20 protein-coding genes and 1 tRNA gene are annotated in these 13,660 nt (G+C 59.8%); 19 read left to right on the top strand and 2 right to left on the bottom strand.

Annotated features, from left to right (window positions below; all coding sequences use genetic code 11):
- The first annotated feature begins 6 nt into the window (after positions 1–6).
- The 12 genes from hisB to tatC all read left to right on the top strand — a co-directional run bounded on the left by hisB (position 7) and on the right by tatC (position 7,013).
- Positions 7–594 carry an imidazoleglycerol-phosphate dehydratase HisB gene (hisB, locus tag NCT03_RS12530; RefSeq protein ID WP_244826373.1) on the top strand — a complete coding sequence of 196 codons (588 nt, stop codon included), beginning with the start codon at positions 7–9 and terminating at the stop codon, positions 592–594.
- A gap of 54 nt (positions 595–648) precedes the next feature.
- Entirely contained in the window at positions 649–1,269 is a 621-nt protein-coding gene (locus NCT03_RS12525; protein WP_244826372.1) for a MarC family protein, read from the top strand.
- Positions 1,266–1,907 (top strand): imidazole glycerol phosphate synthase subunit HisH, encoded by a 642-nt coding sequence (gene hisH, locus NCT03_RS12520; protein ID WP_250492752.1) that lies wholly within the window; start codon positions 1,266–1,268, stop codon positions 1,905–1,907. Before NCT03_RS12525 ends, hisH begins: the two co-directional genes overlap by 4 nt.
- Positions 1,908–2,025: 118 nt before the next feature.
- Entirely contained in the window at positions 2,026–2,778 is a 753-nt protein-coding gene (gene hisA / locus NCT03_RS12515; RefSeq protein WP_244826370.1) for a 1-(5-phosphoribosyl)-5-[(5-phosphoribosylamino)methylideneamino]imidazole-4-carboxamide isomerase, read from the top strand.
- 86 nt (positions 2,779–2,864) lie between these two features.
- Positions 2,865–3,638: an imidazole glycerol phosphate synthase subunit HisF gene (gene hisF / locus NCT03_RS12510; RefSeq protein WP_244826369.1), complete on the top strand. Its 774-nt coding sequence runs from the start codon at positions 2,865–2,867 to the stop codon at positions 3,636–3,638.
- A 2-nt stretch (positions 3,639–3,640) separates the two neighbouring features.
- Positions 3,641–4,045 carry a phosphoribosyl-AMP cyclohydrolase gene (gene hisI, locus NCT03_RS12505; protein WP_244826368.1) on the top strand — a complete coding sequence of 135 codons (405 nt, stop codon included), beginning with the start codon at positions 3,641–3,643 and terminating at the stop codon, positions 4,043–4,045.
- Positions 4,042–4,410 carry a phosphoribosyl-ATP diphosphatase gene (locus tag NCT03_RS12500; RefSeq protein WP_250465809.1) on the top strand — a complete coding sequence of 123 codons (369 nt, stop codon included), beginning with the start codon at positions 4,042–4,044 and terminating at the stop codon, positions 4,408–4,410. The genes hisI and NCT03_RS12500 overlap by 4 nt, the downstream gene beginning before the upstream one ends.
- A gap of 28 nt (positions 4,411–4,438) precedes the next feature.
- Entirely contained in the window at positions 4,439–4,831 is a 393-nt protein-coding gene (locus NCT03_RS12495) for a DUF4870 family protein (protein ID WP_244826366.1), read from the top strand.
- Between the two features lie 36 nt (positions 4,832–4,867).
- Positions 4,868–5,230: a histidine triad nucleotide-binding protein gene (locus NCT03_RS12490; RefSeq protein WP_250465807.1), complete on the top strand. Its 363-nt coding sequence runs from the start codon at positions 4,868–4,870 to the stop codon at positions 5,228–5,230.
- A 155-nt stretch (positions 5,231–5,385) separates the two neighbouring features.
- A complete protein-coding gene (gene tatA, locus NCT03_RS12485) occupies positions 5,386–5,622 on the top strand; it encodes a Sec-independent protein translocase subunit TatA (RefSeq protein WP_250465805.1) in 237 nt (78 codons plus the stop codon).
- A 36-nt stretch (positions 5,623–5,658) separates the two neighbouring features.
- Positions 5,659–6,192, top strand: coding sequence for a Sec-independent protein translocase protein TatB (tatB, locus tag NCT03_RS12480; RefSeq protein WP_244826363.1), 534 nt, complete (start codon positions 5,659–5,661; stop codon positions 6,190–6,192).
- Positions 6,193–6,236: 44 nt separating this feature from the next.
- The gene (gene tatC / locus NCT03_RS12475; RefSeq protein WP_244826362.1) at positions 6,237–7,013 is read left to right on the top strand and encodes a twin-arginine translocase subunit TatC; all 777 of its coding nucleotides are present in this window, start codon (positions 6,237–6,239) and stop codon (positions 7,011–7,013) included.
- A 96-nt stretch (positions 7,014–7,109) separates the two neighbouring features.
- Here the strand turns inward: tatC and NCT03_RS12470 are convergent, their stop codons facing one another.
- Positions 7,110–8,333 (bottom strand): S1C family serine protease, encoded by a 1,224-nt coding sequence (locus NCT03_RS12470; RefSeq protein ID WP_244826361.1) that lies wholly within the window; start codon positions 8,331–8,333, stop codon positions 7,110–7,112.
- A gap of 20 nt (positions 8,334–8,353) precedes the next feature.
- Here NCT03_RS12470 and NCT03_RS12465 point away from each other — a divergent pair, with 20 nt between their 5' ends.
- The 7 genes from NCT03_RS12465 to NCT03_RS12435 all read left to right on the top strand — a co-directional run bounded on the left by NCT03_RS12465 (position 8,354) and on the right by NCT03_RS12435 (position 13,479).
- Complete coding sequence (locus NCT03_RS12465; RefSeq protein ID WP_250465803.1) at positions 8,354–9,100, top strand: Nif3-like dinuclear metal center hexameric protein; 747 nt, start codon at positions 8,354–8,356, stop codon at positions 9,098–9,100.
- Between the two features lie 215 nt (positions 9,101–9,315).
- Positions 9,316–9,945, top strand: a complete 630-nt coding sequence (gene petA, locus NCT03_RS12460) for a ubiquinol-cytochrome c reductase iron-sulfur subunit (protein ID WP_244828130.1) — start codon at positions 9,316–9,318, stop codon at positions 9,943–9,945.
- Positions 9,945–11,327, top strand: a complete 1,383-nt coding sequence (locus tag NCT03_RS12455) for a cytochrome b (protein WP_250465802.1) — start codon at positions 9,945–9,947, stop codon at positions 11,325–11,327. The genes petA and NCT03_RS12455 overlap by 1 nt, the downstream gene beginning before the upstream one ends.
- Positions 11,328–11,350: 23 nt before the next feature.
- Positions 11,351–12,109, top strand: coding sequence for a cytochrome c1 (locus NCT03_RS12450; RefSeq protein WP_250465800.1), 759 nt, complete (start codon positions 11,351–11,353; stop codon positions 12,107–12,109).
- Positions 12,110–12,200: 91 nt separating this feature from the next.
- Positions 12,201–12,812, top strand: a complete 612-nt coding sequence (locus NCT03_RS12445) for a glutathione S-transferase N-terminal domain-containing protein (RefSeq protein ID WP_008344155.1) — start codon at positions 12,201–12,203, stop codon at positions 12,810–12,812.
- A 63-nt stretch (positions 12,813–12,875) separates the two neighbouring features.
- Positions 12,876–13,385: a ClpXP protease specificity-enhancing factor gene (locus NCT03_RS12440; protein ID WP_250465797.1), complete on the top strand. Its 510-nt coding sequence runs from the start codon at positions 12,876–12,878 to the stop codon at positions 13,383–13,385.
- An 18-nt stretch (positions 13,386–13,403) separates the two neighbouring features.
- A tRNA-Thr gene (locus NCT03_RS12435) sits at positions 13,404–13,479 on the top strand.
- Here NCT03_RS12435 and NCT03_RS12430 read toward each other — a convergent pair.
- A partial coding sequence (locus tag NCT03_RS12430; protein ID WP_250465796.1) for a hypothetical protein occupies positions 13,445–13,660 on the bottom strand: 216 nt, incomplete at its 5' end. The two genes, NCT03_RS12435 and NCT03_RS12430, sit on opposite strands and share 35 nt — an antisense overlap.

Here is a 13,660-nt window from a genome sequence, read left to right as displayed (position 1 = left end):
AACACCATGCGCATTGCGGAAGTCGTTCGCAACACCAGCGAAACGCAGATCCGTGTGAAGCTCGATCTGGACGGCACCGGCAAGCAGAAGCTCGCCACCGGCGTGCCGTTTCTGGATCACATGCTCGATCAGATCGCGCGACACGGCCTGTTCGATCTCGAAGTCGAAGCGCATGGCGACCTCCATATCGACGATCACCACACCGTCGAAGACACCGGTATCACGCTGGGTCAGGCGGTGGCGAAAGCCATTGGCGACCGCAAGGGCATTCGCCGTTATGGCCACTCGTATGTTCCGCTCGATGAAGCGCTGTCGCGCGTCGTGATCGATTTCTCCGGCCGTCCGGGCCTCGAATTCCATGTGCCGTTTACGCGCGCGCGCATCGGTACGTTCGATGTCGATCTCACCATCGAATTTTTCCGTGGCTTCGTGAATCACGCGGGCGTGACGCTGCACATCGACAATCTGCGCGGCATCAACGCGCATCATCAAGTCGAGACCGTGTTCAAGGCGTTCGGCCGCGCGTTGCGCATGGCCGTCGAAGCCGACGAACGCGCCGCAGGACAAATTCCTTCCACCAAAGGCAGTCTCTGATCAGCCCGTTCCAAGCGACGCAGCAATGCGTCGCGCACGAAAGGCTCGCCCGCGATGGATCTCTTCAAGTCGTTCATATCCTTGCTCGCGCTGATCAATCCGGTCGGCGCGATACCGTTTTTTCTTAGCCTGACCGCGCAACAATCCGATCTCGAAAAGCGCAACACCATCCGCGTGGCATCGATCTCGGTGTTCTGCGTAATCGCGATCACCGCGCTGCTCGGGCAGCAGATCATCGCGTTCTTCGGCATTTCGGTCGGTTCGTTCGAAGTCGGCGGCGGGATCATCATGCTGCTCATGGCGATCAGCATGTTGAACGCGCAAGTCGGCAACGCGCGCTCGACCGTCGAGGAGCGCATGGAAGCCGAGGAGCGCAATAGCGTTGCCGTTGTGCCGCTCGCGATTCCGCTGCTCACCGGGCCGGGATCGATCAGCACCGTGATCGTCTATGCTGCAAATGCGCAGCATTGGTACGACCGCTTCGGGCTCGTCGTGCTGGGCGCGATCATCGCAGCGTTGTGTTTCGGCGCGTTGAATCTGGCCGAGCCGATCGCGCGCTGGGTCGGGCGCACGGGTATCAATATCGGCACGCGTCTCATGGGTTTGATGTTGTCCGCGCTGGCGGTGGAGTTCATCGTCAACGGGTTGAAGGCCTTGATGCCATCTTTGAAATGAAAACTTCGATAGCGATTGTTGATTACGGAATGGGCAACCTGCGCTCGGTGTATCAGGCGCTTAAGAAGGCCGCGCCCGACGCCGACGTGGCGATCGTCGATCAGCCCGAGGCCATTCGCGCGGCGGATCGTATCGTGCTGCCGGGTCAAGGCGCGATGCGCGATTGCATGGGCCATTTGGGCGCGTCGGGCTTGCAGGATGCGGTGATCGAAGCGTCGCGCAACAAGCCGATGCTCGGCGTTTGCGTCGGCGAACAGATGCTGTTCGACTGGAGCGAAGAAGGCGACACGAAGGGCCTCGGGCTTTTCCCCGGCAAGGTCGTGCGCTTTCAACTCGAAGGCCAGTTGCAGGACGACGGCTCGCGCTTCAAGGTCCCGCAAATGGGCTGGAACCGCGTGCGTCAGACGCAAGCGCATCCGGTGTGGGACGGCGTGGCGGATGGCGCGTTCTTCTACTTCGTGCATAGTTACTACGTCGTGCCGGACAACCTGGCGCACACTTCGGGCGAAACCGTTTATGGTTCCGCGTTCACATCGGCGGTGGCGCGCGACAACATCTTCGCCACGCAATTCCACCCCGAGAAGAGCGCCGACGCGGGCTTGCGGCTGTATCGCAACTTCGTTCACTGGAACCCGTAAAGCGCGCAACCGGGCGTTGCAATACTTGTACTACACTAGCGAAGCGGCCCGCTGTAAGGCACCGAGACCTCACGCGTGGCCGTTTCGATCAACTCAATCCAGAAAATACGCGATACCTATGCTGCTCATTCCGGCCATCGATCTCAAAGACGGTCAGTGCGTGCGCCTCAAACAAGGCGATATGGACCAGGCGACCATTTTTTCAGAAGATCCGGCGGCAATGGCCCGGCACTGGGTCGACCGAGGGGCGCGCAGACTACACCTCGTCGATCTGAACGGCGCCTTCGCGGGCAAGCCGAGGAACGGCGACGCTATCCGCGCAATCATCGACGAAGTGGGTAGCGAGATTCCCGTGCAACTAGGCGGCGGCATTCGCGACCTGAACACCATCGAGCGCTATCTCGACGACGGTCTCTCGTTCGTCATCATCGGCACGGCGGCGGTGAAGAATCCCGGCTTCCTGCAGGATGCGTGCAGCGCGTTCGGGGGGCATATCATCGTCGGGCTCGACGCCAAGGACGGCAAAGTCGCCACCGACGGCTGGAGCAAACTGACCGGCCACGAAGTAGTGGATCTCGGGCGCAAGTTCGAAGACTACGGCTGCGAGTCGATCATCTACACGGACATCGGGCGCGACGGCATGCTTCAGGGCATCAATATCGACGCCACCGTGCGGCTCGCGCAAGCCGTGAAGATTCCTGTTATCGCGAGCGGCGGACTGTCGAGCATCGCGGACATCGAGTCGCTCTGCGAAGTCGAGGGCGAAGGCATCGAAGGCGTGATCTGCGGTCGCGCCATCTATTCCGGCGACCTGGACTTCACTTCCGCGCAAACGCGCGCGGATGCGTTGCGCGAAGCGGACGGCGCCTGAGGCTCTTTCGGGCGCGAGCACGTTGCAGCACGCCGGGCGGCGGCTTTTGCCGCCCTTCATTCGTTTTGGACCTGCAGTGGCGGAACATGGCTCTCGCTAAACGCATCATCCCCTGTCTCGACGTGACCGCCGGGCGCGTCGTCAAAGGGGTCAACTTCGTCGAACTGCGCGACGCGGGCGATCCCGTGGAGATCGCGCGACGTTACGACGACCAAGGCGCGGACGAACTCACGTTCCTCGACATCACCGCGACTTCCGACCAGCGCGACCTCATTTTGCCGATCATCGAATCGGTCGCGTCACAGGTGTTCATTCCGCTGACCGTCGGTGGCGGCGTGCGCGCCGTCGAAGACGTGCGGCGTCTGCTCAACGCCGGCGCGGACAAGATCAGCATGAATTCGTCGGCGGTGGCGAATCCGCAACTCGTACGCGATGCATCCGACAAGCACGGTTCGCAATGCATCGTCGTTGCCATCGACGCCAAGCGCGTTTCCGCCGATGGCGAGCCGCCGCGCTGGGAAGTGTTCACGCACGGCGGGCGCAAGGCAACGGGCATCGACGCGATCGAATGGGCGCGCAAGATGGCCGAATTCGGCGCGGGCGAAATTCTGCTGACCAGCATGGATCGCGACGGCACCAAGTCCGGCTTCGACCTCGCGCTCACGCGCGCCGTGTCGGACGCCGTTCCCGTGCCGGTGATCGCTTCGGGCGGCGTCGGTACGCTCAAGCATCTGGCGGATGGCATCACGGAAGGCCGCGCCGACGCCGTTCTGGCCGCGAGCATCTTTCACTATGGCGAACACACGGTCGGCGAAGCCAAGCGCTTCATGGCCGAGCAAGGCATTTCGGTGAGGAATTGACGGTGACGGATCAAGCCGATTGGCTCGACAAGGTGAACTGGGACGCGAACGGCCTCGTGCCGGTGATCGCGCAGGAAGCGTCGAGCAACGACGTGCTCATGTTCGCCTGGATGAATCGCGAGGCGCTCGCCAAAACCATCGAACTGAAGCGCGCCGTCTATTTTTCGCGTTCGCGTCAGCGCCTGTGGTTCAAGGGCGAGGAATCGGGGCACGTTCAGCATGTGCACGAAGTGCGGCTCGATTGCGACGAAGACGTCGTGCTGCTCAAAGTCGAACAGGTATCGGGGATCGCGTGCCACACCGGCCGTCATTCCTGCTTTTTCCAGAAATTCGAAGGAACGGCGCAAGACGGCGCGTGGGTCGCAGTCGAGCCGGTCCTGAAAGACCCCGAAAGTATTTACAAATGACGCAAACCACCACGCAGGACACGCTGCTGCGCCTCGCCGCGGTTATCGACGGTCGAAAAGGCGGCGATCCGGAACAATCCTACGTTTCGCGACTCTTTCATAAAGGTGACGACGCGATTCTGAAGAAGATTGGCGAGGAAGCGACGGAAGTCGTACTCGCCGCGAAGGATGCGCGCCAGGGCGGCGCGCCGAAAGCGCTCGTCGGGGAAGTCGCCGACCTGTGGTTCCATTGTCTCGTGATGCTGTCGCATTTCGACCTGAGCCCCGCCGACGTGATCGCCGAGTTGGAACGGCGCGAAGGTTTGTCGGGTATCGAAGAAAAAGCGCTGCGCAAAACGCGCGAGCGCGAGCAAAACGGCAGCTGACGAGACGCCCATTGCGAAGGAGGGCCCCGTGAATACGCCTCACGAACAGTACCCGCCGCCGGTGTATCAGAATCAGCTCGACCCGCAGCGGCTGAGCAGCCTCAAGACGCTCACGCATGTTTTGTATGCACTTTACGCGCTCTATTGGCTAACGGGCGGGTTGACCGTGCTCGTCGCGATCATCATCAATTATCTGAAACGCGGCGATACCGTCGGAACGCCTTACGAAGCCCATTTCACCTGGCAGATACGCACGTTCTGGTGGGCTGTCCTCGGACATCTGGTTGGCGCGGCGCTCATTTTCGTCGGGATCGGCTTTGTGATTCTTTTCGCGGTCGGCATCTGGACGCTTTATCGCGTCATCAAAGGTTGGCTGTATCTCTATGAAGGAAAAACGTTCGACCCACGCGCGTGGTTTTGAACGGCAACGCCTGGCAACGGGAGACACGGGAATTTCATGAGCCAAGACAACTGCATTTTCTGCAAGATTGCGTCAGGACAACTGCCAAGCACGAAGCTCTATGAGGACGACGAGTTTGTCGCCTTCAACGACATCAATCCGGCCGCGCCGGTTCACGTGCTCGTCATTCCCCGGAAGCACATTGAAACGCTGTCGCACTGCACGGAAAGCGACGCGCCGCTGCTTGGTAGAATGGTAAGTCTCGTTGGTCGTCTGGCAAAAGATCTCGGCGTCTCCTACACGGACGGCGAGACGGGATTCCGGACGGTGATCAACACGGGGCCGGGCGGTGGACAGGAGGTTTATCACATCCACGCGCATTTGCTGGCAGGAGAGCGTCCGTGGCGCCGGATGGGCTGAAAACCGCAAATTTTGTCGGCAAACGCCTTTCCAATGCAATATTGGACGCGCAGAATCGGTATTCATAGCCGAAGTGACTTTTTCGGCGCGGGCCGCAAGGCCGATCTTCCGTTCGCACAAAGCCGTTGCGGCGGAATTACGGAGAATTTTCATTCATGGGTTCGTTGAGCATTTGGCATTGGTTGATCGTCCTTTTGATCGTGGCGCTCGTCTTCGGCACGAAGAAACTGCGCAACATCGGTGGCGATTTGGGCGGCGCGGTCAAGGGCTTCAAGGAAGGCATGCGCGATGGTGAGCAGCCGGCTTCGACCACCGATCCGCGCGAGCTGCCGCGCAACGGTGCGGTTGACGTGGAAGCGAAGGACAAGACCCGTTCGGGCGACTATCGCTAATCCGGTCATCGACCGCAATCTTTCACTTACTCTTCAATGCTCGATCTCGGTCTGACCAAGATGGCGCTGATTGGCGTCGTGGCGCTCGTGGTGCTTGGGCCTGAGCGCCTGCCCGGGGTTGCGCGCACGGCCGGCGCACTGTTCGGGCGCGCGCAGCGCTATATCAACGACGTCAAATCCGAAGTGGCGCGCGAGATGGAACTCGACGAGCTTAAGAAGATGCGCACCGACTTCGAAACCGCTGCGTCGAACGTCGAAACGTCGATTCACGACAACCTGAAGCGCCACGAAGCCGAATTGAACGACGCGTGGAGCCAGGGCACGTCCGTGTCGCCGAGCGTCGCGAGAGAAGAGGCCGAGGCGATCGGCGGCAGCGCGGCGGTCACGGACAAACCGTGGATGCGCACATCGGGCATCCGGGCGGCGCGCAAGAACTGGCGCGTCAAACAAAGCGCCATCCCCAACTGGTACAAGCGAACGAATCTGCGCCGCACGCGGGTTCAATCTGGCGCGGCTCGCGTTGCGCGCCACACGCCAGAAACCTTGCGCCGCCCGACCCGGTTTTTCTGATCCGGGCCACTTCCTTTCATCGATGATCCATACCGAGGGCCGGCGTGAGCGACCCGCTACAAAATAAAGACGAGCCCGTCGAAGAGACGTTCATTTCGCATCTGGTCGAATTGCGTGACCGCATCATCAAAGCGGGCGCTTCGGTTATCGTGGTGTTCGTCTCGCTGGTGTACTGGGCGCCGGACATCTTCAAGTTACTGGCCCGGCCGCTGATGCAGAACCTGCCGGCCGACGGCAAGATGATCGTCACCGACGTGACCGGCTCGTTCTTCGTGCCCATGAAGGTGACCATGCTCGTCGCATTCGTCATCGCGCTGCCGCTTGTGCTGTATCAGCTTTGGGCGTTCGTGGCGCCGGGTTTGTACCAGCACGAGAAGAAGCTCGTCGCGCCGCTCGTGTTCAGCAGCTACGCGCTCTTTCTTTGCGGCATGGCTTTCGCGTATTTCGTCGTGTTTCCGACCATCTTTCGCGTGATGGCGCATTACAACGCGCCGCTCGGCGCGGAGATGACCACGGATATCGACAACTACCTGAGCTTCGTGCTCACGATGTTCCTCGCATTCGGCGTAACGTTCGAAGTGCCGATCGTCGTCGTGTTGCTGGCGCGCATGGGTGTCGTGTCCATTCAGAAGCTCAAGCAGATTCGCCCGTATGTGATTGTCGGCGCGTTCGTCATTTCGGCGGTCGTTACCCCGCCAGACGTTTTCTCGCAACTGATCCTGGCCATTCCGCTCATCATTCTCTACGAAGCGGGGATTATTGCGGCGCGGCTGGTGGTTGGAAAGCAGCCAATCAAAAGCGAAGAGGCGACGGCCGAGTAGGTGCGGCGTATTGCCGCGGCAGTGAAATGTCGGATGCGCAAAAAAGGCAGCTTCGATTACCGAAGCTGCCTTTTTGTTTTCAACGGAGAACCGAGTTTATTCGTCGCCCTGATCGTTTCCTTGATCCTCGTCTTCCGGTAACTGTGGCGCGCGCGGCTGAGCCGGGCGCTTGCCGATAGTCACGTTGATATCGAGTTCCTTGTTCTTGCGCATTAAATGAACTTTCACCGACGTGCCCGGTTTGATCTGCGCGACCACGTTCAGGAGGCGCGTGGTGTCGGTGATGGTGTCGTCGTTGATGCTGACGAGAATGTCGCCCGGCTTGATGCCTGCCTTGTCCGCCGGGCCGCCTTGCAGCACGCCGGCCACGATGGCGCCAGATTTTTGGTCGAGCCCGAACGATTCCGCGATCTCCGGCGTCACGTCCTGCGGCTCCACGCCAATCCAGCCGCGCGTGACCGTGCCCGTCGTGATGATGCTCTCGAGCACGCTGCGCGCCGTCGACACCGGGATCGCAAAGCCGATTCCCAGTGAGCCGCCGCTGCGCGAATAAATCGCCGTGTTGATGCCGAGCAGATTGCCGTTCACGTCGACGAGCGCGCCGCCCGAGTTGCCGGGGTTGATTGCCGCGTCGGTCTGAATGAAGTTCTCGAACGTGTTGATGCCGAGGTGATTGCGCCCGAGCGCGCTCACAATGCCCATGGTTACCGTCTGCCCGACGCCGAACGGATTGCCGATAGCCAGCACGACATCGCCGACGCGCGTTTGGTCCATGCGGCCGAGCGTGATGGTCGGCAGATTCGTCATGTTGATCTTGAGCACGGCGAGATCGGTTTCCGGATCGACGCCGATTACCTTCGCGCTGGACGTGCGGCCGTCGGCAAGCGCGACTTCGATTTGATCGGCGCCATCGACGACATGCTGGTTCGTTAGAATGTAACCTTCCGAGCTGACGATGACACCCGAGCCGAGATTCGACGCTGGCGGCTCGTCACTCTTGCGCTTGTTTTTATCGCCGAAGAAGTAGCGGAACAGCGGGTCTTTGGCGCGCGGGTCCGGCGGCAGATTGCCGTCCTTGCTGGAAAAGACGTTGACCACAGCGGGCATGGCCTTTTGCGCGCCTTCGGCATAGGAAGATTGAAGCGGTCGCGAGCCTATGCTCGGCGCCACTTCCTGCAGCGCGACTATTGGTTCGGCGAGTTGCTTGCCGAATTGGCCCTGACGTTGAAGCCACTGCGGTTTCAAGGTCGCGATGATGAACATCAGGGCCAAAATCACGGTGACCGCTTGGGCAAAAAATAGCCAGAAGCGTCTAAGCATTTGAAGGGATAGAGGAATTCATGGATCGGATCGAACTCGAATTGTATCTGAACAATCTGCTGGAAATCGGCCGCTTCAAGGACTATTGCCCGAACGGTCTACAGGTGGAAGGCGCGCGCCGGGTTCAGAAGATCGCAACCGGCGTGACGGCCTCGCTCGCCTTTCTCGAAGCCGCGCTCGAGTGGGGCGCGGACACGGTACTCGTGCATCACGGCTACTTCTGGCGCAATGAGGCGCCGCAGTTGACGGGACGCAAGTATCAGCGAATCCGCACGCTTATCGCCAACGATATCAACCTGTTTGCCTATCATTTGCCGCTCGATTCGCATCCGGAGTTCGGCAACAACGCGCAGCTCGGCGCGCGCCTCGGCTTGATCGCGGACGGCCGTTTTGCAGGCCAGGATCTCGGGTGGATCGCGCCGCTCACCATGCCGCTCTCGCTCGAACACTTCACCGCAACGGTCGAAAACGCGCTCGGCCGCAAGCCGCTCGTATTCGGCGATTCAGACCGCGAACTGCGTCGCGTCGCGTGGTGCACGGGCGGCGCGCAAGGATACTTCGAAGAAGCCATCGCGGCGGGCGCGGATGTCTACGTCAGCGGCGAAGTCTCCGAGCAGACCATGCACATTGCGGCGGAATCGGGCGTGGCCTACATCGCGGCGGGCCATCACGCGACCGAGCGCTACGGCGTCCAGGCGCTGGGTAATCACCTGTCGGAAGAATTCGACATCGAGCACGTGTTTATCGATATCGACAATCCGGTATAAATGTTTTGCGCCGATTATCGTTTTAATCGGCCTTGCAGTTGCCTTAAATGATTGCTTCACAAGATGGCGCGAAAACGTGCGGGAAAACCCGGAAAGAACAATCACTTGGAGTGATTTTTCCTATTCGGGCCTTGTAAATGCCAACTCCATTCGCGCACACTAGCGACGGAACACTGATGTGACGGTATAAATCCAACTCAGAAGTGGGGCGTGTGATGCGAGACAAGGACGATAAGCACGATGGGCGCGTTGACGGTAGCCGCCGTACCTGGCTGATAGCGACGACCGTAGCAGGTGGTGTCGGAGGTGTAGCAACAGTAATTCCGTTTGTAGGGTCGTTCGCTCCGTCGGAAAAGGCGAAGGCGGCAGGCGCGCCGGTCGAGGTCGATATCAGCGGACTCAAGCCCGGCGAAATGATGACCGTCGCGTGGCGCGGCAAGCCTGTGTGGATCGTCAACCGCACCGACGAAATGCTTTCGGACGTCAAGAAAGCCGACACCGAAGTGGCCGATCCGAAATCGAAGATGGAATTCTCGATGCCGTTGCCGGAGTACTGCAACAACGAGTTCCGTTCCCGCACCGATCACAAGAACATTTTCGTGGCGGTGGCCGTGTGCACGCATCTGGGCTGCACGCCGACCCCGCGTTTCACCGAAGGCGCCCAACCCAATCTTCCCGATAACTGGCCCGGCGGTTTTCTCTGCCCGTGCCACGGCTCGACCTATGACATGGCGGGCCGCGTCTTCAAGAACAAGCCCGCGCCGCAAAATCTGGACGTGCCTCCGTACATGTTCACTTCCGCGACGCAACTCGTGATCGGCAAGGACGAAAAGGGAGAGGCTTAATGGCGACCGCAGACAAGGATGTGGAGACGACGGGCCTGATCGGCTGGATCGACCGGCGATTTCCGCTCACCGCGACGTGGAAGCAGCACGTTTCCGAGTACTACGCGCCGAAGAACTTCAACTTCTGGTACTTCTTCGGCTCGCTCGCGCTGCTCGTGCTCGTGCTTCAGATCGTCACGGGCATCTTTCTCGTCATGAACTACAAGCCCGATGCGACGCTCGCGTTTGCATCGGTCGAATACATCATGCGCGAGGTGCCGTGGGGCTGGCTCATTCGCTACATGCATTCGACAGGCGCTTCGATGTTCTTCGTCGTCGTCTATCTGCACATGTTTCGCGGGCTGATGTACGGCTCGTATCGCAAGCCGCGCGAACTGGTGTGGATTTTCGGCTGCGCAATTTTCCTGTGCCTCATGGCCGAGGCGTTCTTTGGCTATCTTTTGCCGTGGGGGCAGATGTCGTTCTGGGGCGCGCAGGTGATCGTGAATCTGTTCTCGGCGATTCCCTTCATCGGCCCGGATCTGTCGCTCTGGATTCGCGGCGATTACGTCGTGTCGGACGTCACGCTGAACCGGTTCTTCGCGTTCCATGTGATCGCGATTCCGCTCGTGCTGATTGGCCTCGTCGTGGCGCATCTGGTCGCGCTGCACGAAGTCGGCTCGAACAACCCGGACGGCATCGAGATCAAGGCAAAGAAGGACGCGAACGGCATTCCTATCGATGGCATTCCGTTCCATCCGTACTATTCGGTGCACGACTTCCTGGGCGTGTCGGTCTTCCTTCTGATCTTCGCGGCGATCATTTTCTTCGCGCCGGAGATGGGCGGCTACTTCCTGGAAGCGAATAACTTCGTGCCGGCCAATCCGTTGCAGACGCCGCCTGAAATCGCGCCAGTCTGGTACTTCACGGCTTTCTACGCGATGCTTCGCGCCACCACCGATCCGTTCAAGATCGTACTGATGGTCATCATCGCGCTGCTTGGCCTCTTTGCGCTGTTGCGCGCGCGCGGCAGATGGCGGATCGGCTTGCCGGTGCTCTCGCTCGCGGTGATCGTCTTCATGGCGCTGACGGAGTCGAAATTCTGGGGCGTGGTGGTCATGGGCACGGCGGTCGTATCGCTCTTTTTCCTGCCCTGGCTCGATCGCAGTCCGGTGAGGTCCATTCGCTACCGGCCGTTTTTCCATAAAGTGTTCTACGGCATCTTCGTGGTCGTGTTTCTCGTGCTGGGCTTCTTGGGAACGAGGCCGCCGTCACCGGTGGGGACGCTGATCGCGCAGGTTTGCGCGCTGATCTACTTCGCGTTTTTCCTCGGCATGCCGTTCTGGACGCCGCGCGGCAGATTCAAGACGCCGCCCGAGCGAGTGACTTTCAAACCTCACTGAGCACTCGTCCGGAGACAAACACAATGAAAAAATGGCTCGGTTCCCTGGCAATCATCGGCGCGGCGATGTTCGCGTTCGGCGCGAGTGCGCCGGCGTACGCGCAGGAAGAAGCGGTGCTCGACCGCGCGCCCGATAACGCGGACAATTTTGCTTCGTTGCAGCACGGCGCCCAAATCTTTGTAAACTACTGCCTGAATTGCCACAGCGCCAATCTGATGCGGTACAACCGGCTGACCGACCTCGGCATCACGCCACAGGACGTTCAGGAAAATCTGCTGTTTTCGACAGACAAGATCGGCAACACGATGTCCATTGCAATGCGCCCGGAAGACGCGAAAGCGTGGTTCGGCGCGTCGCCTCCGGACTTGTCGGTCGAAGCGCGGGCGCGTGGCAAGGACTGGTTGTACACGTACTTGCGGGGGTTTTATCGCGATCCGGCGCGGCCGACCGGCTGGAACAATCGCGTGTACGAGAATGTCGGCATGCCGCATGTGCTGTGGACGATGCAGGGTCTCCGCGATGCAAAATTCGAAACCGAAACCGACGAGCACACCGGCGAAAAGGTAAAGAGATTCGTGGGTTACACTCAGGTTAGCCCGGGTTCCATGTCCTCCGTGGATTATGATAATGCTGTGGCCGATCTGGTTTCGTACCTCTCGTGGATGTCCGAACCCGCCCAGCAGACTCGCAAGCGCCTCGGCGTATGGGTCCTGCTGTTCCTGGCGTTGTTGAGTTTCCTCGCATGGCGCCTGAACGCGGCATACTGGAAAGATATTAAATAGCGCGCCCTAGACGGCGTGGGTCGGCACGACGGCGTTTCCCCGGGAAGCGTCGCGGCCGGCCTTTCGAGTTTACTGAAGGAACTTTAAAGACATGATGGTTCTGTATTCCGGCACTACTTGCCCGTTCTCCCAGCGCTGCCGGCTGGTGTTGTTCGAAAAGGGCATGGATTTCGAGATTCGCGACGTCGATCTGTTCAACAAGCCGGAAGACATCGCGGTCATGAACCCATACGGTCAGGTGCCGATCCTCGTCGAGCGTGACCTGATCCTGTATGAATCGAACATCATCAACGAATATATCGACGAACGGTTCCCGCATCCGCAGCTCATGCCGGCCGATCCGGTGCAACGCGCCCGCGCGCGCCTGTTCCTGCTGAACTTCGAGAAAGAATTGTTCGTGCACGTCGGCACGCTCGAAAACGAGAAGGGCAAAGCCGCCGAGAAGAACCACGAGAAGGCGCGCAGTGCAATCCGCGATCGTCTTACGCAGCTCGCGCCTATTTTCCTGAAGAACAAGTACATGCTCGGCGAAGAGTTCTCGATGCTCGACGTGGCCATCGCGCCGCTGTTGTGGCGTCTGGACCATTACGGCATCGAGTTGTCGAAGAATGCTGCGCCGTTGATGAAGTACGCCGAACGCATTTTCAGCCGTCCGGCCTATATTGAAGCGCTGACGCCTTCCGAAAAGGTGATGCGTCGATAGTTTGCGGGCATCGGAGCGCGGCGGCGCGCATTTCGCCCGCCGCGCTCCTGTAGAGGAAAGTTGATGCAAGAGATTTCCACCAAGCCGTATCTGCTGCGCGCGCTCTATGAGTGGTGCACGGATAACGGGTTCACCCCACACATCGCGGTGCGGGTCGACGGCGCCACGCGGGTGCCGCGTCAGTTCGTGCGTAACGACGAAATCGTGCTGAACATCAGTTTCGAGGCGACGAGCCAGCTTCAGATGGGCAACGAATGGATCGAATTCAGCGCGCGTTTCTCGGGTAAGTCGCACAAGATCGAAGTGCAGGTTACGAACGTGCTGGCCATCTATGCACGAGAGAACGGGCAGGGAATGGCGTTCCCCGTCGAGCCTTCATCGCAAACGGCTATCGACGCGTCGGGCGCGAGCACCGCGCCGCATTCGGTCGAGCGAGACGAAAGTATCGTGGAAGACGCGGTAGAGGAACTGTCCGACGCCGACGGGACTTCGTCGAGCGACGACGTTTCGGCAAGCTCGGATGACGATGCTTCAAAATCATCTGGGCGATCGCACCTCAAAGTCGTCAAATGAAGTAGAATTCCGTCCTTCGCCGGCTTAGCTCATCTGGTAGAGCAGTTGATTTGTAATCATCAGGTGGCGGGTTCGAGTCCTGCAGCCGGCACCAAGACTAACGTCGACGGGTCGTGCGATGTCCGCACGACCCGTTTGGTTTGAGCGGGTTGTATGTTCCGCAGTGGTCTGAAGAAGCTGAAAGGCAAGTCAATAAGAAAAGCTTCAAATTCTTGTTGACAGTAACTGAAACGACGTACATAATCTCGTTTCTCTGCTGCGGATGCAGCGACGCA

This window comes from Caballeronia sp. GAWG1-1, assembly GCF_023631465.1.
Classification (GTDB): domain Bacteria; phylum Pseudomonadota; class Gammaproteobacteria; order Burkholderiales; family Burkholderiaceae; genus Caballeronia.
The sequence above is the reverse complement of the archived record's forward strand: the minus strand, read 5'-3'. Positions and strand labels throughout refer to the sequence as shown.